General features: G+C 71.2%; 23 protein-coding genes. 12 read left to right on the forward strand and 11 right to left on the reverse strand.

Annotated elements, in window-relative coordinates:
* Window positions 1-6: 6 nt before the first annotated feature.
* Complete coding sequence (locus ACWCRJ_RS27180; RefSeq protein ID WP_450941758.1) at window positions 7-507, forward strand: hypothetical protein; 501 nt, start codon at window positions 7-9, stop codon at window positions 505-507.
* Window positions 508-565: 58 nt separating this feature from the next.
* Here ACWCRJ_RS27180 and ACWCRJ_RS27185 read toward each other — a convergent pair whose 3' ends face one another.
* The 3 genes from ACWCRJ_RS27185 to ACWCRJ_RS27195 all read right to left on the reverse strand — a co-directional run bounded on the left by ACWCRJ_RS27185 (window position 566) and on the right by ACWCRJ_RS27195 (window position 3684).
* Window positions 566-1534 (reverse strand): aldo/keto reductase, encoded by a 969-nt coding sequence (locus ACWCRJ_RS27185; protein ID WP_450941759.1) that lies wholly within the window; start codon window positions 1532-1534, stop codon window positions 566-568.
* A gap of 91 nt (window positions 1535-1625) precedes the next feature.
* On the reverse strand, window positions 1626-2927 hold the full coding sequence (locus tag ACWCRJ_RS27190) for an MFS transporter (protein WP_450941760.1): 1302 nt from the start codon (window positions 2925-2927) through the stop codon (window positions 1626-1628).
* Window positions 2928-3078: 151 nt separating this feature from the next.
* On the reverse strand, window positions 3079-3684 hold the full coding sequence (locus tag ACWCRJ_RS27195; protein WP_450941830.1) for a LysE/ArgO family amino acid transporter: 606 nt from the start codon (window positions 3682-3684) through the stop codon (window positions 3079-3081).
* A 79-nt stretch (window positions 3685-3763) separates the two neighbouring features.
* Here ACWCRJ_RS27195 and ACWCRJ_RS27200 point away from each other — a divergent pair, with 79 nt between their 5' ends.
* Complete coding sequence (locus ACWCRJ_RS27200) at window positions 3764-4672, forward strand: LysR family transcriptional regulator ArgP (RefSeq protein ID WP_450941761.1); 909 nt, start codon at window positions 3764-3766, stop codon at window positions 4670-4672.
* A gap of 10 nt (window positions 4673-4682) precedes the next feature.
* Here the strand turns inward: ACWCRJ_RS27200 and ACWCRJ_RS27205 are convergent, their stop codons facing one another.
* A complete protein-coding gene (locus ACWCRJ_RS27205) occupies window positions 4683-5366 on the reverse strand; it encodes an NUDIX domain-containing protein (protein WP_450941762.1) in 684 nt (227 codons plus the stop codon).
* A 103-nt stretch (window positions 5367-5469) separates the two neighbouring features.
* On the opposite strand from ACWCRJ_RS27205, the gene ACWCRJ_RS27210 reads away from it, so the two are divergent.
* Both ACWCRJ_RS27210 and ACWCRJ_RS27215 read left to right on the forward strand, forming a co-directional pair.
* Window positions 5470-6147 (forward strand): AIM24 family protein, encoded by a 678-nt coding sequence (locus tag ACWCRJ_RS27210; protein WP_046913630.1) that lies wholly within the window; start codon window positions 5470-5472, stop codon window positions 6145-6147.
* Between the two features lie 95 nt (window positions 6148-6242).
* Window positions 6243-6872 (forward strand): alpha-ketoglutarate-dependent dioxygenase AlkB, encoded by a 630-nt coding sequence (locus tag ACWCRJ_RS27215; RefSeq protein WP_450941763.1) that lies wholly within the window; start codon window positions 6243-6245, stop codon window positions 6870-6872.
* A 29-nt stretch (window positions 6873-6901) separates the two neighbouring features.
* On the opposite strand, the gene ACWCRJ_RS27220 is transcribed toward ACWCRJ_RS27215, so the two are convergent.
* Entirely contained in the window at window positions 6902-8119 is a 1218-nt protein-coding gene (locus ACWCRJ_RS27220; RefSeq protein ID WP_450941764.1) for an FAD-dependent monooxygenase, read from the reverse strand.
* Between the two features lie 338 nt (window positions 8120-8457).
* Here ACWCRJ_RS27220 and melC1 point away from each other — a divergent pair, with 338 nt between their 5' ends.
* The 3 genes from melC1 to ACWCRJ_RS27235 all read left to right on the forward strand — a co-directional run bounded on the left by melC1 (window position 8458) and on the right by ACWCRJ_RS27235 (window position 10260).
* The gene (gene melC1 / locus ACWCRJ_RS27225) at window positions 8458-8823 is read left to right on the forward strand and encodes an apotyrosinase chaperone MelC1 (RefSeq protein WP_450941765.1); all 366 of its coding nucleotides are present in this window, start codon (window positions 8458-8460) and stop codon (window positions 8821-8823) included.
* A gap of 57 nt (window positions 8824-8880) precedes the next feature.
* Complete coding sequence (gene melC2 / locus ACWCRJ_RS27230; protein ID WP_450941766.1) at window positions 8881-9705, forward strand: tyrosinase MelC2; 825 nt, start codon at window positions 8881-8883, stop codon at window positions 9703-9705.
* Window positions 9706-9807: 102 nt separating this feature from the next.
* Complete coding sequence (locus tag ACWCRJ_RS27235; RefSeq protein WP_046913635.1) at window positions 9808-10260, forward strand: SRPBCC family protein; 453 nt, start codon at window positions 9808-9810, stop codon at window positions 10258-10260.
* Window positions 10261-10300: 40 nt separating this feature from the next.
* Here ACWCRJ_RS27235 and ACWCRJ_RS27240 read toward each other — a convergent pair whose 3' ends face one another.
* Both ACWCRJ_RS27240 and ACWCRJ_RS27245 read right to left on the reverse strand, forming a co-directional pair.
* Window positions 10301-11038, reverse strand: coding sequence for a ribonuclease H family protein (locus ACWCRJ_RS27240; protein ID WP_450941767.1), 738 nt, complete (start codon window positions 11036-11038; stop codon window positions 10301-10303).
* A 64-nt stretch (window positions 11039-11102) separates the two neighbouring features.
* Window positions 11103-11912, reverse strand: a complete 810-nt coding sequence (locus ACWCRJ_RS27245) for a VOC family protein (protein WP_450941768.1) — start codon at window positions 11910-11912, stop codon at window positions 11103-11105.
* 194 nt (window positions 11913-12106) lie between these two features.
* On the opposite strand from ACWCRJ_RS27245, the gene ACWCRJ_RS27250 reads away from it, so the two are divergent.
* The 3 genes from ACWCRJ_RS27250 (at window position 12107) to ACWCRJ_RS27260 (ending at window position 14434) form a co-directional block, all read left to right on the forward strand.
* On the forward strand, window positions 12107-12526 hold the full coding sequence (locus ACWCRJ_RS27250; protein WP_450941769.1) for a DUF6153 family protein: 420 nt from the start codon (window positions 12107-12109) through the stop codon (window positions 12524-12526).
* Window positions 12527-12613: 87 nt separating this feature from the next.
* Window positions 12614-13306 carry a DUF3105 domain-containing protein gene (locus ACWCRJ_RS27255; protein WP_450941770.1) on the forward strand — a complete coding sequence of 231 codons (693 nt, stop codon included), beginning with the start codon at window positions 12614-12616 and terminating at the stop codon, window positions 13304-13306.
* A 195-nt stretch (window positions 13307-13501) separates the two neighbouring features.
* Window positions 13502-14434, forward strand: a complete 933-nt coding sequence (locus ACWCRJ_RS27260) for an SGNH/GDSL hydrolase family protein (RefSeq protein WP_450941771.1) — start codon at window positions 13502-13504, stop codon at window positions 14432-14434.
* A 7-nt stretch (window positions 14435-14441) separates the two neighbouring features.
* On the opposite strand, the gene ACWCRJ_RS27265 is transcribed toward ACWCRJ_RS27260, so the two are convergent.
* Both ACWCRJ_RS27265 and ACWCRJ_RS27270 read right to left on the reverse strand, forming a co-directional pair.
* A complete protein-coding gene (locus tag ACWCRJ_RS27265) occupies window positions 14442-15458 on the reverse strand; it encodes a TerC family protein (protein WP_450941772.1) in 1017 nt (338 codons plus the stop codon).
* Between the two features lie 157 nt (window positions 15459-15615).
* Window positions 15616-16095: a VOC family protein gene (locus ACWCRJ_RS27270; RefSeq protein ID WP_046913641.1), complete on the reverse strand. Its 480-nt coding sequence runs from the start codon at window positions 16093-16095 to the stop codon at window positions 15616-15618.
* A 221-nt stretch (window positions 16096-16316) separates the two neighbouring features.
* On the opposite strand from ACWCRJ_RS27270, the gene ACWCRJ_RS27275 reads away from it, so the two are divergent.
* Together ACWCRJ_RS27275 and ACWCRJ_RS27280 are read left to right on the forward strand one after the other, a co-directional pair.
* Window positions 16317-16973 (forward strand): ATP-dependent Clp protease proteolytic subunit, encoded by a 657-nt coding sequence (locus tag ACWCRJ_RS27275; protein WP_450941773.1) that lies wholly within the window; start codon window positions 16317-16319, stop codon window positions 16971-16973.
* The gene (locus tag ACWCRJ_RS27280) at window positions 16973-17575 is read left to right on the forward strand and encodes a ClpP family protease (protein WP_450941774.1); all 603 of its coding nucleotides are present in this window, start codon (window positions 16973-16975) and stop codon (window positions 17573-17575) included. Before ACWCRJ_RS27275 ends, ACWCRJ_RS27280 begins: the two co-directional genes overlap by 1 nt.
* A gap of 16 nt (window positions 17576-17591) precedes the next feature.
* Here the strand turns inward: ACWCRJ_RS27280 and ACWCRJ_RS27285 are convergent, their stop codons facing one another.
* Both ACWCRJ_RS27285 and ACWCRJ_RS27290 read right to left on the reverse strand, forming a co-directional pair.
* Window positions 17592-17999 (reverse strand): helix-turn-helix domain-containing protein, encoded by a 408-nt coding sequence (locus tag ACWCRJ_RS27285; protein WP_450941775.1) that lies wholly within the window; start codon window positions 17997-17999, stop codon window positions 17592-17594.
* A gap of 101 nt (window positions 18000-18100) precedes the next feature.
* The gene (locus ACWCRJ_RS27290; RefSeq protein WP_450941776.1) at window positions 18101-18694 is read right to left on the reverse strand and encodes a DinB family protein; all 594 of its coding nucleotides are present in this window, start codon (window positions 18692-18694) and stop codon (window positions 18101-18103) included.
* Between the last annotated feature and the right edge of the window lie 104 nt (window positions 18695-18798).

Below are 18798 nucleotides of genomic sequence, written 5' to 3' on the forward strand. Positions count from 1 at the left end.
CACGTCATGGCCACCTTCACACCCGCGCGCGCCCTGCTGATGCTCACCACCGGGCTGACCTGTCTGCTGATGGCGGTCGGCGCCCTCATAGGCGCGCTGATCGGCGGCGGCCCCGTGGCCCTGGGGGCGGCGGTGTGCGCCGGGCTCGTCGGCACGGTGGGCTCGCTCATCGTGCGGCGACGGGCCATGGCGCACTTCGCCATGGCCCAGCGGCAGGCCGGGCAGCGGGGCTACGCCGAGGGCATCGCGCACGGCGTGCTCATCCACGTCACCGCCTACGAGGCCGCCGTCTTCCCCCGCACCGGGCCGCACGGCGTCAGCGCCGAGGAGCGCGCGGCCCGCCGCACCATCGCCTACCGCATGGCCGCCCTCGACGAGGTGCCCCAGAAGGTCCGTGTGGCCGCCGCGGACGCCCTGGCCCGCCTCGACAAGACCGACCGCGAGGGCGCCGAGGAGGCGCTGGCCCGCCTCGCCACCACCGTGCGCCTGGAGTACTCCCGGCTGTGACGCCGGCGCTCCCGGCGCGAAAGGTGCCCGCCTCGGGGGAGCCGGGCGCCGCCCCGGCTCAGTGACCGCTGATCGCGCGGGGCGTGTAGGGCCGCTCCAGTTCCTCGATCTCCTTCTCCGTCAGGGTGACGTCGAGCGCGGCCACGGCGTCGTCGAGGTGGTGGGGTTTGGTCGCGCCGACGATGGGCGCGGTGACGGTCGGACGGCTCAGCAGCCAGGCCAGGGCGACCCGGGCGCGGGGCACGTCGCGCTCGCCGGCGATCCGGGTGACGGCGTCGACGATCTCGCGGTCGCCCTCCTGGTAGAGGGTCTTGCCGAAGGTGTCGCTCTCGGCGCGTGCGGTGACGGTGTCCCAGTCACGGGTGAGACGGCCGCGGGCGAGCGGGCTCCAGGGCAGGGTGGCGACGCTCTGGTCCTCGCACAGCGGCAGCATCTCGCGCTCCTCCTCGCGGTAGAGGAGGTTGTAGTGGTTCTGCATGGACACGAACCGCGTCCAGCCGTGCAGGCGGGCGGTGTGCTGCATCTTGGCGAACTGCCAGGCGTACATCGAACTCGCCCCGATGTAGCGAGCCTTGCCCGCCTTCACGACGTCGTGCAGGGCCTCCATCGTCTCCTCGACCGGGGTGTGCGCGTCGAAGCGGTGGATCTGGTAGAGGTCCACGTAGTCGGTGCCGAGGCGCCGCAGGCTGGCGTCGATCTCCGTCATGATCGCCTTGCGGGACAGTCCCAGGGCGTTGGGGCCCTGGTGCATGGCGCCGTTCACCTTGGTCGCGAGGACGATCTCCTCGCGCCGTGCGTACTCCGCCAGCGCACGGCCGACGATCTCCTCGCTGGTGCCGTCGGAGTAGACGTTCGCCGTGTCGAAGAAGTTGATCCCGGCGTCCAGCGCCTGCCGGATCAGCGTGCGTGAGGCCTCCTCGTCCAGGGTCCACTCGTGCGGGCCCCGGTCGGGGATCCCGAAACTCATGCAGCCCACACAGATCCGGGACACGTCCAGACCTGTCGAGCCGAGCTTCACGTACCGCATCGTTGCGACTCCTGCCTGTGGGGTGCTGCCTGTGGGGTGTGCGGCTGCCCAGCGTACGGAAGACCGGCCGGGGGGCGGATGTGCCGATCGGTCAGATCCGGTACCGCCTCAGTGCCGGTGTCAGGGTCGCCAGGAGCAGCATCGCGGCGATGACGAGCAGGCCGCCGCCGACCACGGCCGCCCTGGCGCCGAAGGCCGCGCCGGCGGTGCCGTGCAGGACGTCGGCGAGGCGGGGCCCGCCGGCGACGACCACGGTGAAGACGCCCTGCATCCGGCCGCGCATCTCGTCGGTCGCGGCGGACAGCAGGATGGCGCCGCGGAAGATCATGGAGACCATGTCCGCGACACCGGCGGCGGCGAGGAAGAGCACGGCGAACCAGAGGCTGGTGCTGAGCCCGAAGCCCGTGATGGCCGCGCCCCAGCCCATGACGGCCGCGATCACCATCAGGCCGTGCCGGCGGGAGCGGGAGAAGGTGCCCGACAGCAGACCGCCGAGGACGGCGCCGATGGGGATGGCGGCGAACAGCAGGCCGAGGGCGAGGCCCTCGTCGTAGGGCGCGTACGTGGTGTCGGCGAGCTGGGGGAAGAGGGCTCGGGGCATGCCCAGGACCATCGCGATGATGTCGGCGAGGAAGGACAGCAGGAGCACCTTGTGCAGGGCGATGTAACGGAAGCCCGCGAGGACCTCCCGCCAGCCGGCGCGCCGGGTCGTCGTGTCGTCCAGGGGTGGCAGGGAGGGCAGCCTGTGGACCGCCCAGAGGGTGACGCACAGGGCCAGCGCGTCGATCAGGTACAGCTCGGCCAGGCCGATGACCGGGATGAGGGCGCCGGCGAGCAAGGGGCCTGCCACCAGCCCGAGTTGCATCACGGTCGAGCCGAGGGCGGCGGCAGCGGCCAGTTCGTCGGCGGGGACCAGCCGGGCCACGGAGGCGTTGCGGGCGGGTGAGTTGAGGCCGAAGAACGCCTGCTGGAGGGCGAGCAGGGCCATCAGCGTCCACACCGATTCGAGGCCGGTGACGGCCTGCACCCAGAACAGCACCGAGGTGACGGCGATACCGGTGTTGGTGACGAGCAGCAGGGTGCGGCGGTCCACGCTGTCGGCGACCGCGCCGCCCCACAGCGCGAACACCACCAGGGGCAGCAGGCCGGCGAGGCTCGCGTAACCGACCCAGGCGGAGGAGCCGGTGATGTCGTAGATCTGCTTGGGTACGGCCACGGCGGTCAGCTGGCTGCCGACCGCCGTGACGATGGTGGACGACCACAGGCGCCGGTAGGCGGGGCGGCGCAGGGGGCGGGTGTCCATCGCCCAGCGGCGCCGGCCTCGTCGGGGTGGCGTCGGGGCGTCGTCCTCCGGTGCGGTCTCGTCGCCTGCGCTGCTCTGGGTGGTGTCCACGGGCATCCTGATGCTCGATACATCTTTCGATTCGGGCACCACTATCGCGGAGATCGCCACCGCCGGGACAGGCGGCCGGGCGGCCGTCTCACATGCTGTCGCCGCGACCCGCGACCACCACCGGGGGTCAAGGATCCGCGCCCGCCGGGGGTCACGCTCCGGCGATCAGCATGCCGCCGAGCGCGAGCATGGTCACCGCGACCAGGCCGTCGAGGACCCGCCAGGCCGACGGGCGGGCCAGGAAGCGGCTGAGCAGCCGGGCGCCGAAGCCGAGGGCGGCGAACCAGCAGAGGCTGGCGAGGCCGGCGCCGAGGCCGAAGGTCCAGCGCAGGGGGCCGCGGTCGGAGGCGATGGAGCCGAGCAGGAACACGGTGTCGAGGTAGACGTGGGGGTTGAGCCAGGTCAGGGCCAGACAGGTGAGGACGGCCCGGCGCCGTGAGCCCGCGGAGCCGCTGTCCGCGCGCAGGGCGTCGTCGCCGGGCCACAGCACGCGGCGGGCGGCCAGGGCGCCGTAGACCAGGAGGAAGCCGCCGCCGACCAGCGCGACCGCCTTGAGCGCGCCGGGCCAGGCGACGACCACCGCACCGACCCCGGCGACCCCGAGGGCGATCAGCACCGCGTCGGAGAGGGCGCAGATGGCCACGACGGAGAGCACGGCGTCGCGGTGCAGCCCCTGGCGCAGGACGAAGGCGTTCTGGGCGCCGATGGCGACGATGAGGGACAGGCCGGTGCCGAATCCGGCCGCGAGGGCGGTCATTTCGCTGAACACGCCCCTCACGCTAGGAAACGCGGCACCCATGCGTACAGCTAAAGATTCTTACGTATCATTAGCGTTCGTGATGTCTCAGCTTCCGGCCGATCTGGTGCGCACCCTGCTCGCGGTGGTGGACGAGGGCACGTTCGACGCGGCGGCCGCCGCCCTGCATGTGACGCCGTCGGCGGTGAGTCAGCGGGTCAAGGCGCTGGAGCAGCGGGTCGGGCGGGTCCTGCTGGTCCGTGCGAAGCCGGTGCGGACGACCGAGTCCGGCGAGGTGATCGTCCGGTTCGCGCGCCAGCTGGCCCGCCTCGAACACGACGCGCACACCGCGCTCGGCATGACCGGCGCCGGCGAGACCACGCGGGTGTCCATCGCGGTGAACGCCGACTCGCTGGCCACCTGGTTCCTGCCCGCCCTCACCCGCGTGCCCGAGGAGCTGCGCCCCTGCTACGAGCTGCTGCGCGAGGACGAGCAGCACACGGCCCGGCTGCTGCGCGAGGGTCTGGTGACGGCCGCGGTCACCTCGGCGCCGGACGCGGTGGCGGGGTGTTCGGTCCGGCCGCTCGGCCGGATGCGGTACGTGGCGTGCGCCTCGCCCGCGTTCGCGGAGCGTCGGCTCGGCGTCGGTTCGGGTGTGCCGCTGCAGGACGTGATCGGGGACGCGCCGGTGGTGTTCTTCGACCGGCGGGACGACTTCCAGAACGTCTTCGTCCGCCGGCTGACGCGGGGCCGTCCGGCCGGGGCGCGGCGGCACTACGTGCCGACGTCCGAGGGCTTCGCCGACGCCGTGGCCGCCGGGATGGGCTGGGGCATGGTGCCGGCGGCGCAGGCCGAGCCGCTGCTCGCCGCCGGACGGCTCGTCAACCTGGCGCCTGAGCGGCCCGTGGACACCCCGCTGTTCTGGCAGCAGTGGAAGCTCGACTCCCCGACGCTGACGGCCGTGGCGGACGCGGTCGCCGCGGAGGCCGCCGAGGCGCTCGACCCGTGAGCCGACCCCGTTACGCCCGGTCCCCGGCGGCGAACGGCCCTTCCAGCGCCGCCCACTGGAGCAGCATGATGGTCTTGGCGTCGGCGATCTCGCCGCTGCGGATCATTCGCAGGGCCTGACGGAAGGGCAGTTCGACGAGTTCGATGTCCTCGCCCTCCTCGTCGAGGCCGCCACCCTCGTGGGTGCGGGTCGACGGGCCGTAGGAGGCGGCGTAGAAGCTGACGCGTTCGGTGACCGAGCCGGGGCTCATGTAGATGTCGAAGACGTGCTGGATCTCGCCGATGGTGTGGCCGGTCTCCTCGATCACCTCGCGGCGTACGGCGACCTCGGGGTGCTCGTCCTCCTCGTCGAGCAGGCCGCCGGGGGTCTCGACGAGCATCCCGTCGGGGTGCCCGTTGACGTACACCGGGTAGCGGAACTGCCGGGTGAGCAGGACGGTTTCGCGTGCGGCGTCGTAGAGCAGGACGGTGGCGCCGTTGCCCCGGTCGTGCGTCTCGCGCTCCTGGGTGCTCCAGGTGCCGTCGGCGTGCTGGAAGTCGAAGGTGGTGGTGCGCTCCACGTACCAGTGGCTGGACAGCAGTCGCACGTCCCGCACCTTGACGCGGGGGTTGCCGGTCAGGTCCCGGCCGGTGCGGTCGAGTCCGGTGCGGCCCCGGCGGTCCGGGAGGTCGACGCCGACGGTCTTGTTGGTCATGTGTCCGCTTCTACCATCCCGATCACGGCGTTGTCAGGCGCCCCAATTCGCCTGCTCCGCGCGTCGCTTGGCGGAATCGGGCACTCCGGGACAGCATGCCCGTATGAAGAGTGATCTTTTCTCCCACGAGAACATGGTCCAGCCGGCGCACGCGCCCGGGATGACCGTCCAGAACGCCAAGTCCATCAAGTACGCCGTCAACGGCGAGATGCTCGCCCGGCAGGGCGCGATGATCGCCTACCGGGGAAACCTGCAGTTCGAACGCAAGGGCCAGGGCGTGGGCGGCATGCTCAAGCGCGCGGTCACCGGGGAGGGGCTGCCGCTGATGGCGGTGCGCGGTCAGGGCGAGGCCTGGTTCGCGCACGAGGCGCAGAACTGTTTCATCGTCGACGTCGAGCCGGGCGACGTGTTCACCGTCAACGGCCGCAACGTGCTCTGTTTCGACGCCTCGCTGTCCTACGAGATCAAGACCGTGAAGGGCGCCGGCATGACCGGCGGCGGCCTGTTCAACAGCGTGTTCACCGGGCAGGGCAGACTCGGTCTCGTGTGTGACGGCAATCCGCTGGTCATCCCGGTCTCCCCGCAGCTGCCCGTGTTCGTCGACACGGACGCGGTCGTGGGCTGGACGGCGCACCTGAGCACCTCGCTGCACCGCTCCCAGTCCTTCGGCTCGATGATCCGGGGCGGCTCCGGGGAGGCCGTGCAGCTGAAGCTGGAGGGCGAGGGTTTCGTGGTCGTACGACCGAGCGAGCTGACGCCACAGAAGGCCCAGCAGCACTGATCGACGGCGGAGGAGGGAGCCGACTCGTCCGGGCCCTTCGACGGCCCCGGCCTCCCGAGCGAACATGTTTTCGAATCCGGGAGTACGCTGACCGTATGGCCACGCACCTCCAGGGCTCCCTCTTCGACCAGTCCGACGACCTCCGCCTCGGCCCCCTCGACGGGCTGCGCCGGCGCGAGCTGGGCGCCGGGGCCTGGATCGACCTGCTGCCCGGCTGGCTCACCGGCGCCGACACCCTCTTCACTCGGCTCGCCGAGGAGGTGCCCTGGAAGGCGGAGCGGCGGCAGATGTACGAGCAGGTCGTGGACGTACCGCGACTGCTCGCGTACTACGGCGCCGAGGACGCCCTCCCCGACCCCGTCCTGGACGAGGCCCGGGAGGCGCTGTCCACGCACTACGGCTCCGAGCTGGGCGAACCGTTCGCCACGGCGGGGCTGTGCTTCTACCGCGACGGCCGGGACAGCGTGGCCTGGCACGGCGACCGGATCGGGCGGGGCGCCCGGGAGGACACGATGGTGGCCATCCTGTCCCTGGGCGACCCCCGCGATCTGGCCCTACGCCCGCACGGCGGCGGCGGGGAGACCCTGCGGTTTCCGCAGGGGCACGGCGACCTGATCGTGATGGGCGGCTCCTGCCAGCGCACCTGGGACCACGCGGTCCCCAAGTCGACGCGGGCGGTGGGGCCGCGCATCAGCGTCCAGTTCCGGCCGCGCGGCGTGCGCTAGCCGTACGGCCCGGGGAGGCCGGGGGCGCGCTACCTCCGGTCGGCGTCGGCGAGGGCACGCGCCTGTGACGACCGGGCCAGCTTCGGGCCCAGCCAGCGCTTGAGGCGGCGCAGGGCCTCCAGACGGCCGGCCGCGCGGTCGAGGCGGTAGTAGAGCTGCGGCGGCACGTACGGGAGCAGCGGGGAGTGGCGCTGGCCGAGGAGCGCGAACATCTGCTCCGGGGGCAGGTCGATGTACCGCTGGATGTTCTCGTACCACTGCGCGCTGTGGCGGGCCGCGCTCTGCAGCCGCAGCAGCTCGGACTTGCGCCGCCGCTCGTAGGCGGCGAGTGCCGCCTCCGTGTCCGGGTGGGCGCCGAGCGATTCGGCCAGGCAGATCGCGTCCTCCAGGGCGAGGGTGGTGCCGGCGCCGATGGAGTAGTGGGTGGTGTGGGCGGCGTCGCCCAGCAGGACGAGGTTGCCGTGGCGCCAGGCGCGGTTGGTCAGGGTGCGGAAGGTGAGCCACTGGGCGGTGCCGTCGTCCTGGGCCCGTCCGAGGAGGGGGTGGCCGTCCAGGATGTCGGCGAACAGTTTCTCCAGCAGGGCCAGCCCGTCGGCCTCGCCGAGGCGGTCCAGGCCCAGGCCGTTCAGCGTCCGCGGGGAGCACTCGATGACACAGGTGCTCTGCTCGTCGCTGAACGGGTAGGCGTAGGCCCAGATCCAGCCGTGGTCGGTCTCCTGGAAGGAGAAGGTGAAGGCGTCGTGGACCTTGGTGGTGCCGAGCCAGATGTAGGTGTTGCGGCCGAGCGTGATGTCGCTGCCGAACCGGTCGGCGTACCGCTCGCGCACGGTGCTGTTGACCCCGTCGCCCGCGACGACGAGATCGGCGTCCGGCAGGCCGTCGGCCGTGATCGCGTCCTCGTACTCGACGCGGACGCCCAGGGCCCGCGCCCGTTCGGCGAGCAGTTCGAGCAGCCGGCGCCGGCCGATGCCGAAGCCCTCGTCGCCCGGCTGGACCGTCCTGCGGTCGCGAACGTGCGCCACCCCGCGGTCCCAGGTGACGGAGTTCTCGCTGATGGCGAGGGCCGTCTCGGGGTCCTGCTCGCGGAGCTTGTCCAGTAGCTCCGACCAGTAGGTCACGCCCCAGCCGTACGTCGATCCGGCCGGGTTCCGTTCATGGACGGTGATGTCGTGGGACGGGTCCTGCCGCTTCATCAGGATCGAGAAGTACAGGCTTGCGGGTCCGCCGCCGACGCACGCGATCTTCACGCACACTCCCATTTCGCTGCGCAAAGCGATCAATTGACCACGAAGAGTAGCAGTGCGGACGCGCCCAGGATTCACGCCACTTTGCGCGCGTGACACCGGCCACAGGATCCGCGCATCCACCGCAAGATCATCGGCCGCGGCCCCACCGCCGGGCGGAATTTCCCACTCCACCCCCGAGCGAAGATCCACAACAGCAAGATCATCTTTGTTCAACCTTGCACGACATATACGTGATTGTCCTGATCGCGGCCAACCGGCTTCCGGGGATTTCTCCCGTTCCCCACCTGATCGATAGGCATGACGAGTCATCAATCCCCCCATGTCCAGGAGGATCTCGCATGCTCGACATCACCCGCCGCCACGCCCTCGGCGCCGCGGCCGCCCTCGCCGCGACCGTCGGCGCCCCGCTCACCGCCGCCGTCGCCGACGACCACACCACCCACCAGGACCACAAGGCCCCGCAGACCTTCGACGAGGTGTACCGGGGCCGCCGGATACAGGGGCACGCGACCGACGGCGGCGGCCACCATCACGGCGCCGGGTACGCCGTGTTCGTCGACGGGGCCGAACTGCACGTCATGCGGAACGCCGACGGCAGCTGGATCAGCGTCGTCAGCCACTACTCCCCCGTGCCGACCCCACGCGCCGCCGCCCGCGCGGCGGTCGACGAACTCCAGGGCGCCCGTCTCGTCCCCTTCAACTGACCCGCACCCGCACCGCACCACGGACCAACCGGAACCACCGCAAGGAGCCGCAGAGCCATGACCGTACGCAAGAACCAGGCGACCCTGACCGCCGACGAGAAGCGGCGCCTCGTCGACGCGCTGATCGCGCTGAAGCGCTCCGGCCGCTACGACGAGTTCGTCACGACGCACAACGCGTTCATCCTCGGCGACACCGACAACGGCGAACGCACGGGTCACCGTTCGCCGTCCTTCCTCCCCTGGCACCGCAGATTCCTGCTGGAGTTCGAGCGGGCCCTGCAGTCCGTGGACCCGGCCGTCGCCCTGCCCTACTGGGACTGGACGGCCGACCGCACGACCCGCGCGTCCCTGTGGGCGCCCGACTTCCTCGGCGGCACCGGGCGCAGCCGCGACGGACAGGTGATGGACGGGCCCTTCGCGGCGGCCACCGGGAACTGGCCGATCAACGTACGGGTCGACGGCCGCACCTACCTGCGCCGCTCCCTCGGCGCGGCGGTGCGGCAGCTGCCGACCCGCGCCGAGGTGGACTCGGTGCTCGCGATGCCGACCTACGACATGGCGCCCTGGAACAGCGCCTCGGACGGCTTCCGCAACCACCTGGAGGGCTGGCGGGGCGTCAACCTGCACAACAGGGTGCACGTCTGGGTGGGCGGCCAGATGGGCACCGGGGTCTCCCCCAACGACCCAGTCTTCTGGCTGCACCACGCGTTCGTCGACAAGCTGTGGGCGGACTGGCAGCGTCTGCACCCCGGTGCCGCGTACGTGCCGGCCGTCGGGACGCCGAACGTGGTCGACCTGAACGAGCGGATGAAGCCGTGGAACGACACCACTCCGGCGGCGCTGCTGGACCACACCGCGCACTACACGTTCGACGCCGCCTGACCACGTTGACGCGTTGATCCTCGGGGAGTTGGGTACCCGCTCCGGACGCGCCCGGGGCGACCCGGACGCGATCGACACGCAACCGATGTGAGGAGGCGACCGATGACCCAGATCGAGGAGTCCGTCGAGGTCCACGTCCCCGTCCGGACCGCCTACAACCAGTGGACGCAGTTCGAGACGTTTCCCGAGTTCATGAGCGGGGTCGAGCGGATCGAGCAGCGTTCGGACACACTCACGCACTGGGTGACCAAGGTGGACGGCGTGCGGCGGGAGTTCGACGCGGAGATCACCGAGCAGGTCCCGGACGAGCGGGTGGCGTGGACGACGGTCGGCGGCGAGGCCCGTCAGGCCGGCGTCGTCACCTTCCACCACCTCTCCGAGGAGCGCACGAAGGTCATGCTGCAGATGGACTTCGAGCCCACGGGCACCGCCGAGAAGGTGGCCGACAAGCTGGGGGTCGTGAAGCGGCAGACCAAGGGCGACCTGGAGCGCTTCAAGACGTTCATCGAGAAGCGCGGCCGGGAGAGCGGGGAGTGGCGCGGCGCCGTCGTGTGACGACCGCGCCCTCCCGCGACAGCGCCGTGCCGTGCGGCGGCTACTCGGCTCCGGCCGACGCCGCCGTACGGCACTCCGGGTGGCCCCAGCCCTGGTCGTTCTTGGCGATGGGCTCCCCCGCGGCGTAGGGGCGGCCGCACAGGCAGCGGCCGGGGAACTTCGCCTTGATGGTGCGGGACGACGCCGAGGACGAGCCGGTCCGGTTGCCGGGCCTGGCGGACTTCCCGGACTTTCCTGATTTCTTCGCCGCGCTCCAGCGCGACGGGACGGTGTCGGGCGCGGCCGGCGGTTCCGGGGAGCCCAGCTCGGTGCCGGCCGGCTCCTGGACGACGGCCGCCTGGCTGGCCGCACGGTCGGCGAAGTCGTTGAGGGGGTCGCCGTCGACCTGGTGCGCGGGCACGTAGCGGAAGTCCACGGTGCGACCGGTGAGCAACTCGTCGATACGGACCACGAGTTCCCGATTGGCGACCGGCTTGCCGGCGGCCGTGCGCCAGCCGTTGCGCTTCCAGCCCGGCAGCCAGGTGGTGACCGCCTTCATCGCGTACTGGGAGTCCATTCGGATCTCGATCGGGACGGCCGGGTCGGTGGCCGCCAACAGCCGCTCCAGCGCGGTGAGTTCGGCGATGTTGTTGGTGGCTCTGCCCAACGGGCCGGCCTCCCACCGGGTGGGGATCTCAGCGTCCTCGGCGACCACCCAGGCCCAGCCCGCTGGTCCGGGGTTTCCCTTGGAGGCCCCGTCACAGGCGGCCACAACACGTTCCGGCATGCGCTCGATCATGCCATGGGTGGGGGCAGGGGACCGTCCATGGGTCCCCTGCCCCCACGTGTCCGGCCGGGCCCGCTCAGTCGACGTCGGAGAGCGCCGGCATCTCGCCCTTCGTGTGGCTGACGTCGATGACCGAGAACGACGCGCCCTGCGGGTCGCTGAGCGCCGCGAAACGGCCGAACGGGGTGTCCATCGGTCCGAAGCGCAGGATCCCGCCCCGCTCGGTGGCCCGGGCGACCGCGGCGTCGCAGTCGGGGACGGTGAAGTACACATTGATGTACGAGGGCACCTCGGGCGGGAAGTCCTCCGCCGTCATCTTCATCCTGCCGAGCAGCGGACCCTTTCCCAGCTCGAAGACCCGGAAGTCCATCTCGGGGTTGTGGGGGTCGTCCATCCGCTTGGCCCGGAAGGAGAAGACGGCCGGGAAGAACGCGTCGGACTTCTCGGGTTCGCGGGTGAAGACCTCGGCCCACACATACGCGCCGGGCACGCCCATGGCCTCGAAGCCCTCGTGGACGCCCGCCTGCCAGACCCCGAAGACGACGCCGTCGGGGGAACGGGCCAGCAGCATGGAGCCGAACTCGCCGACCTGCATCGGCTCCATCAGCACCTCGCCGCCGTTGTCACGGATCCTGGCCGCCGTGGCGTTCACGTCCGGCGAGGCGAAGTACAGGCACCAGGCCGACTGGCCCTCCTGGCCGGGCATCGGCGGGACGACCGCGGCCACCGCCTTGCCGTCCGCGTACGCCTGGGTGTAGTTGCCGTACTCGGACGACGACTCGCCGAACGTCCAGCCCAGTACGTCGCCGTAGAAACTCTTCGCCCCCTCGACGTCGCCGAACATCGCGTCGACCCAACAGGGCGTTCCCTCGGGATATGCGGCCATCGCGCGTCTCTCCTCGGTCCGACAGGTGGTTTCCCGGCTCTCACGCTAACCAGGGCCGCTCGCGGACGCGCGTCGAAGGGGACGGACCGCGTGAAACCGGCACGGGATCCCCGGGGCGGGACCACGGCCATGCGTCGTCTGATAATTTCAGCGACGCTCGTACTCCCGTTCGCCTCGACTCGTGAGGTGGCTCCATGCCCGGCCGGCCGTTCAGACGTACGGTGCTGCCGTGCGCCCGGGCCCGGTCGGCGCGCGCGCTGCTGGTGGTCGCCTCGGCCCTGACCACGTTCCTCATGTTCTGCGCGGGCTCGCCTCCCGGTGAGGCTCCGGCGCAGCGCCCGCACACGGTGTCGGCCGTGCCCGTGGCGGAGGGGCCCGCCGCCGCGCGTGCGGGACAGGTGGACCGCGACCCCTGTGAGCACAGTCCCGGCGGACACGCCTGTCACTCCCCCGACCCGGCCGCGGTGCTGGGCCAGGCGCCGTTGCCCGGCGCCCCCACCGCCGTCTCCTGGCAGCCCGCGACGGCCGCGGCCCCGGCCGCGCTCGACGGCTCGGGTGAGCCGGGGCGCTCCCGCCCTCCCGATCTCCACGAGCTGCAGTTGCTCCGCGTCTAGGCCGGTACCGGCCCGCGCGACACATTCCGGACGACCAGCAGCACCGCCGGGCCCTCACGGAGTCACGGCGGGGAGAAGGACAACCCCATGGCTTCATCCAAGGCGAAGAGCAACAGCGGCGGCGGCCCCAAGGGCGGGAAGAACAGCCCCAAGGCCAGGGACGCGGCGCGGCGTGCCCGCGTCGAGGAGCTGCGCAAGGCCGAGCAGGCCCGTGAGCGGCGCTCGCGCGTGCTCATGATCGGCGTCACCACCGCCATTCTCGCCGGCCTCGTCGGCGGCGGCTGGTACCTCATCGACTCCGCGCAGGAGAAGGAGGCGGCGGAGGCGGCGGCGAAGGCCGCGCCGGTCGACGGTGTGAAGAGCTGGTCGAAGCTCACCCAGAACCACGTCAGCAAGCCCGTCACGTACAAGATGAGCCCGCCGGTGGGCGGCGACCACAACCAGGTGTGGGTCAACTGCGACAAGCAGGTGTACACCAAGGCGGTGCCGAACGAGAACGCGGTGCACGCGCTGGAGCACGGCGCGGTCTGGGTCACGTACAACGACAAGGCGGCCGAGGCCGACGTCGAGTCGCTGACCGGGCTGGTGAAGAAGACGACGTACACCTTCATGAGCCCCTACGAGGACCAGTCCTCACCCATCGTGCTGAGCGCCTGGGAGCACCAGCTCAAGGTGGAGAAGGCGTCCGACCCTCGGGTGCGGAAGTTCCTCACCAAGTACGTCCAGGGCGAGCAGACCCCGGAGCCGGGTGCCGCGTGCAGCGGTGGCATGACCCCCTGACCCGGCCGGGTGGGGCGTCCGGCCGGACCGGGTCCCGTGGGGTCGGCGCGGAGGCATGAGCGCCTCGGCTCCGGCGCCCGTGCGGTGGCCGTGCCTCGGCCGGACCCCCACGCGTGGCCGACACATGTCTTCCGCCCCGGCCCGGGCTGTGCTTGCCTGGGGAACCGTTTCGACGGCCGGGGCGGGAGTCGCCGTATGCGCAGGGCGTGGATCGTGGGAGTGGCCGGGGCGGTGCTCGCCGCGCTGTCGCTGGGCGCGTGCGGGGATCCGGAGTCCGCGCCCGAGGGGGCGCCTTCGTCGGCCACCGCGCCCGACCCGTCACCGACCACCCGTCAGCGGGCCGCCACCATGCCCCCGGACGGCGGCGGGGACGCCGGTACGGCCAAGCCGGCGCCCGAGGTGCTGTACCTCGGGGACTCGCTCGCCGTGGAGAACCAGAAGGTCCTCGGCGCCCAGCTGAAGGACGACCTCGCAGCCGTCTACACGAGCGTGCCGTACGGGGGCACCACCCTGTGCGACTACCTGGAGGGCACGGCCGACCGGTCGCTCGTCCCGCCCCGGGACAAGGCGGCCGCGCTGGTGCGGCGGCTGAGCCCGGACTACGTGGTCCTGCAGTTCTGGGGCAACTCCTGGGACTACACGCCCTGCATGGACGGGGTCACCTACGGCAAGGCCCGTACGGAGTACTTCCGGCGGTACGAGGCCGCCGCCGAGCAGCTCACCGAACAGATCGCGAACGCGGGCGGCGAGCACCGGCCGACGATCGTGTGGGTGCTCCAGGGCCCGGACCCGATGACCCCGGACCGGGTGCGCCGGGTGAACGCCCTCTACGAGAGGCAGGCCAGGGCCTCCGATGACATCACGGCCGACGCCGGCCGGGCCGTGAGCCCGGCCTCCGGCCGTTACACCTGGACCCAGTACCTGCCGTGCACCCCTTACGAGCGTGCGCACGACGGCTACTGCACCCAGCCGGACCGGGCCCGCACCGCGCTCCACCACGACAAGGACTACCTGCACTTCTGTCTGGCCCCGACGACGTCCACGCCGAGGCCGTGCCCGGTGGTGTCGCCCGGCATCACGCGGATGGCCCGCGAGATCACGCGGGCCATCGCCGACGAGGTCTCCTAGGGGTCTCCTAGGGGCCCTGGACCGGCTGCGACGTGTGCTCGTCGTCCCCCGCGCCCGCCGTCGTGTCCCGCTGGTCCCGCTGCTGCTGCCGCTTCGAGGCCCACAGGCTCGTCACCGTCGTCACGGCCAGGACCAGGACGATGAAGCCGAGGGAGAAGGGGATGGAGATCTCCGGGACGTGGACCCCGGACTCGTGCAGGGCGTGGAGGACGAGCTTGACCCCGATGAAGCCGAGGATGATCGACAGGCCGTAGGAGAGGTGGACCAGCCTCTTCAGCAGGCCGCCGATGAGGAAGTACAGCTGCCTCAGGCCCATCAGGGCGAAGGCGTTGGCGGTGAAGACGATGTACGGGTCCTGGGTGAGGCCGTAGATCGCGGGGATGGAGTCGAGCGCGAAGAGGACGTCGGTGGAGCCGATCGCGAGCATCACGACGAGCATCGGCGTCATGACGCGCTTGCCGTTCTCCTCGATCCACAGCTTGGTGCCGTGGTACCGGTCGGCCACCCCGAAGCGTTTCTCCACGGCCTGGAGGAGCTTGTTCTCCTCGTACTCCTCCTCGTGGGAGCCCTTACGGGCGTCCTCCACCAGCTTCCAGGCGGTGTAGATGAGGAACGCGCCGAAGATGTAGAAGACCCAGGAGAAGCTGGAGATGATCGCCGCGCCGGCCGCGATGAAGATCGCGCGGAGCACCAGGGCCATGAGGACGCCGACCATCAGGACGCGCTGCTGGTACTGCGAGGGCACCGCGAACTTCGCCATGATCAGGACGAAGACGAAGAGGTTGTCGACGCTGAGGGACTTCTCGGTGATGAAGCCGGCGAAGAACTCTCCCGCGGGCTTGCCCCCGCCGACGGCCAGCACCCCCAGGCCGAACGCGATCGCCAGGGCGATCCAGACGGCCGACCAGATGCCGGCCTCCTTGATCGACACATCGTGGGGTTTTCGGCCGATGAAGAAGTCGACGGCCACCAGGAGGCCCAGGGCGACGATCGTGAGCAGCCAGGTGGTCAGGGAGACGTTCAAGGTTCCTCCGGGTAACAGGTGGTGCACGGCCAAGCCTCACCGGAGTCCTTTGCGGCCGCTACCCGGCTCAGGTAAAGAATCGCCGAAATCGCGGTGCCGCCCTGGTGGGAGGCCCGGCCACGGGGGCCGCCCACCGGAACGAGGATGTGCGGAACGGCTATTCGCCCGCGTACGCCTTCTCCAGCGCGGCGAGGTCGAGCTTGCCCATCGACATCATCGCCGCCGTCGCGCGGGCCGCCTTCTGCGCGTCCGAGTCGTTGATCATCTCGATGAGGGCGGTGGGCACGACCTGCCAGGACACCCCGAACCTGTCCTTGAGCCAGCCGCAGGGACCCGGCTCGCCGCCCTCGGTGAGGCTGTTCCAGTAGTAGTCGATCTCGTCCTGGTCGGCGCAGAGGATCTGGAAGGAGACGGCTTCGGTGAACGTGAACTGCGGGCCGCCGTTCAGTGCGACGAACCGCTGGCCGTTGGCCTCGAAGTCCACGGTGAGCACCGTGCCGGCCGGCTGGAACGCGCCCTCGCCGTAGTGGGTGACGCGGCCGAGCCGTGAGTTCTTGAAGATCGAGACGTAGTGGGTGGCCGCCTCCTCGGCCTGGCCGTCGAACCACAGGCAGATGGTGAATCCGTCGCTGGACATGAGTGCCTCCTCGGGCGGGGGTGTGTCGTCTCTGTATCGACCGATCCTGCTTCCGAAACTCATCGGTGGCGCGGGCATCCGCTGTGGCGGATCACGGCGGGCGGTCGCCGCTCTGCTGTCGGCGAATCTGCCGTGGGCAGAGAAAGGCCAGGTGAGGGGCGGTTCGTGGGGAGAGTGGAGACAGCGGCCACCGCGGTCGTGTTCACCCCCAGGGAGGAACCGTGGCTCCACTGACCACCGGCCGGGCCCCGACGCTCGCCCCGCGCGCCGAGGAGGGCGACACCCCGGCGTCGCGCTTCGACGACCATCTCGCCGCGCAGCTCCTCGCGCAGCGGATCGTCCTTCTCGGCACCCAGGTCGACGAGGTCTCCGCCAACCGGGTCTGTGCCCAGTTGCTGCTGCTGTCGGCGGAGGACCCGCGCACCGACATCAGCCTCTACATCAACAGCCCCGGTGGTTCGGTGACCGCGGGCCTCGCCATCTACGACACGATGCGGCTGATCCCGAACGACGTCTCGACGCTGGCGATGGGCTTCGCGGCGAGCATGGGTCAGTTCCTGCTGAGCGTGGGCGCCCACGGCAAACGCTACGCGCTGCCCAACGCGCGCATCATGATGCACCAGCCGTCGGCGGGCATCGGCGGCACCACCGCCGACATCGAGATCCAGGCGGAGAACCTGGAGTTCACCAAGCGGGCCATCGAGCGGATCACCGCGGAGCACACCGGCCAGACCGAGGAGACGATCTCCCGTGACGGCGACCGCGACCGCTGGTTCACGGCCGAACAGGCCAGGGAGTACGGAATGGTCGACCGGGTCGTCGAGGCGCTCGACGACGTGCGGCCGGCCTCGTCACGCCGACGGATGGGACTGCAGTGATGGGGACGTACACGATTCCGAACGTGGTCGAGCGGACGCCGCAGGGCGAGCGGTCGTACGACGTGTTCAGCCGGCTGCTGTCCGAGCGGATCATCTTCCTCGGTACGGAGATCGACGACGGGGTGGCCAACGTCGTCATCGCGCAGCTGCTGCACCTGGAGTCGTCGGCGCCGGAGAGCGAGATCGCGGTCTACATCAACTCGCCCGGGGGATCGTTCACTTCGCTGATGGCGATCTACGACACGATGTCCTACGTACGCGCGCCGATCTCGACGTTCTGCGTCGGGCAGGCGGCCTCGACGGCCGCGGTGCTGCTGGCGGGCGGGGACCCCGGGCGGCGCTTCGTGCTGGAGCACGCGCGGGTGCTGCTGGGGCAGCCGGCGAGCGGGGGCCGTCAGGGCACGGTCTCCGATCTCGCCCTGCAGGCCAAGGAGATGGTGCGGATCCGGGCCCAGGTCGAGGGCGTGCTCGCGCGGCACACCGGGCGCGAGGTGTCCGATCTGCGGGCCGACATGGATCGGGACAAGGTGTTCACGGCGGAGGAGGCGGTGGCGTACGGGCTGGCGGACGAGGTGTTGAACCGGCGGCTGGTGGGGGTCTGAGGGCCGCCGGCGAACGTCAGGCCACGAGGCACAGGCCGTTGTAGGGGGCCCTGGGCGTGGTGCGGGTGGTGCTGCGGGGTGTGTGGCGGGTCAGCTCCGTCTGCGCCAGGGACAGCAGGTCTGCGAGGTTCAGGCCCAGGGCCTGGGCGGCTGCCGCGAGGACTTCCGACGAGGCCTCCTTGCGGCCCCGTTCCACCTCGGAGAGGTACGGCATCGAGATGCGGGCCTCGTCGGCGACGTCCTTCAAGGTGCGTTCCTGAGCCAGTCGTTCGCGGCGCAGTACGTCACCGACGAGGTCACGCCAGAGGGGTTCCCTGGCGGGTGGGCCGGCCGGACGGGGGGTCGCCGGGCGGACCGCCGCCGGACCCGCCGTAGCCGGGCGAAGGGGGATGACGCGGGCTTCGTTCGAGGCGTGTTGGCTCACTTCTCCAGCCTAGGAACCTCGGGCCGGAGGGGAAGGGGTCGGCGTTCCGCCCTCAGGGAAATCGTCGGGAACCCGCATCGTCGGGAACCCGCTCCCGGGCGTCACTCCCCGACGCGGCCGTCGATGCGTTCGCGCAGGAAGTCCGCGTGACCGTTGTGGCGGGCGTACTCCTCGATCATGTGGACGAGGACCTCGCGCAGGGCGATGGGCTCGCCGTCGTGGCGGCCGGTGACGGCGAGATCGGGGGCCGCCGCCACGAAGCGTTCGGCGAAGTCGACCTCGCGCCGCCAGGTCCTCCAGGCGTCGGCGACGGCCTCGGGGTCCGCGACGGCGTCGTTGAAGTCCCCGTCCGGGTCGTCCCCGGCGCGATAGTGGCGCGGCGACGGCGGCTCGCCCGCCAACGCCTGGCGGAACCAGTACTGTTCCACGCCGGCCAGGTGGCGCACGAGGCCGAGCAGCGAGATGTTCGACGGCGGCACCGAACGGCGGGCCAGGGCCTCGGCGTCCAGATCCGCGCACTTCAGCTCCAGGGTCAGCCGCTGGTTGCGCAGATACCCCACGAGCGTGGCCCGCTCCCCCTCGAACCCTCCGTCGCCGCGCGGGTCCCCCTCGGGGCCGACGAACCGGTCGCCCCAGCCGGGCTTCCTCTCGGGCAGGGGCCGGTCGTCGGGACGGGTCGCACCATGGTCACTCATACGGACGAGCATCGGCGGTCACCGGGCCGCTTCGCCACTCCATTTCCGCCGGTCACCCCATCCGCCCGGCCCGCGCGGCCCCCGGGGACGGCCACTCCGCCGCG

It is taken from the genome of Streptomyces sp. NPDC002324 (assembly GCF_053593335.1).

What these genes read in the sequence shown, in the direction of transcription:
- ACWCRJ_RS27180 (WP_450941758.1), top strand. Translation starts at nt 7, where the DNA reads ATGGCCACCTTCACACCCGCGCGCGCCCTGCTGATGCTCACCACCGGG.
- ACWCRJ_RS27185 (WP_450941759.1), bottom strand. Translation starts at nt 1,534, where the DNA reads ATGCGGTACGTGAAGCTCGGCTCGACAGGTCTGGACGTGTCCCGGATC.
- ACWCRJ_RS27195 (WP_450941830.1), bottom strand. Translation starts at nt 3,684, where the DNA reads ATGACCGCCCTCGCGGCCGGATTCGGCACCGGCCTGTCCCTCATCGTC.
- ACWCRJ_RS27205 (WP_450941762.1), bottom strand. Translation starts at nt 5,366, where the DNA reads ATGACCAACAAGACCGTCGGCGTCGACCTCCCGGACCGCCGGGGCCGC.
- ACWCRJ_RS27210 (WP_046913630.1), top strand. Translation starts at nt 5,470, where the DNA reads ATGAAGAGTGATCTTTTCTCCCACGAGAACATGGTCCAGCCGGCGCAC.
- ACWCRJ_RS27215 (WP_450941763.1), top strand. Translation starts at nt 6,243, where the DNA reads ATGGCCACGCACCTCCAGGGCTCCCTCTTCGACCAGTCCGACGACCTC.
- melC1 (WP_450941765.1), top strand. Translation starts at nt 8,458, where the DNA reads ATGCTCGACATCACCCGCCGCCACGCCCTCGGCGCCGCGGCCGCCCTC.
- melC2 (WP_450941766.1), top strand. Translation starts at nt 8,881, where the DNA reads ATGACCGTACGCAAGAACCAGGCGACCCTGACCGCCGACGAGAAGCGG.
- ACWCRJ_RS27235 (WP_046913635.1), top strand. Translation starts at nt 9,808, where the DNA reads ATGACCCAGATCGAGGAGTCCGTCGAGGTCCACGTCCCCGTCCGGACC.
- ACWCRJ_RS27240 (WP_450941767.1), bottom strand. Translation starts at nt 11,038, where the DNA reads ATGATCGAGCGCATGCCGGAACGTGTTGTGGCCGCCTGTGACGGGGCC.
- ACWCRJ_RS27245 (WP_450941768.1), bottom strand. Translation starts at nt 11,912, where the DNA reads ATGGCCGCATATCCCGAGGGAACGCCCTGTTGGGTCGACGCGATGTTC.
- ACWCRJ_RS27250 (WP_450941769.1), top strand. Translation starts at nt 12,107, where the DNA reads ATGCCCGGCCGGCCGTTCAGACGTACGGTGCTGCCGTGCGCCCGGGCC.
- ACWCRJ_RS27255 (WP_450941770.1), top strand. Translation starts at nt 12,614, where the DNA reads ATGGCTTCATCCAAGGCGAAGAGCAACAGCGGCGGCGGCCCCAAGGGC.
- ACWCRJ_RS27260 (WP_450941771.1), top strand. Translation starts at nt 13,502, where the DNA reads ATGCGCAGGGCGTGGATCGTGGGAGTGGCCGGGGCGGTGCTCGCCGCG.
- ACWCRJ_RS27270 (WP_046913641.1), bottom strand. Translation starts at nt 16,095, where the DNA reads ATGTCCAGCGACGGATTCACCATCTGCCTGTGGTTCGACGGCCAGGCC.
- ACWCRJ_RS27280 (WP_450941774.1), top strand. Translation starts at nt 16,973, where the DNA reads ATGGGGACGTACACGATTCCGAACGTGGTCGAGCGGACGCCGCAGGGC.
- ACWCRJ_RS27290 (WP_450941776.1), bottom strand. Translation starts at nt 18,694, where the DNA reads ATGAGTGACCATGGTGCGACCCGTCCCGACGACCGGCCCCTGCCCGAG.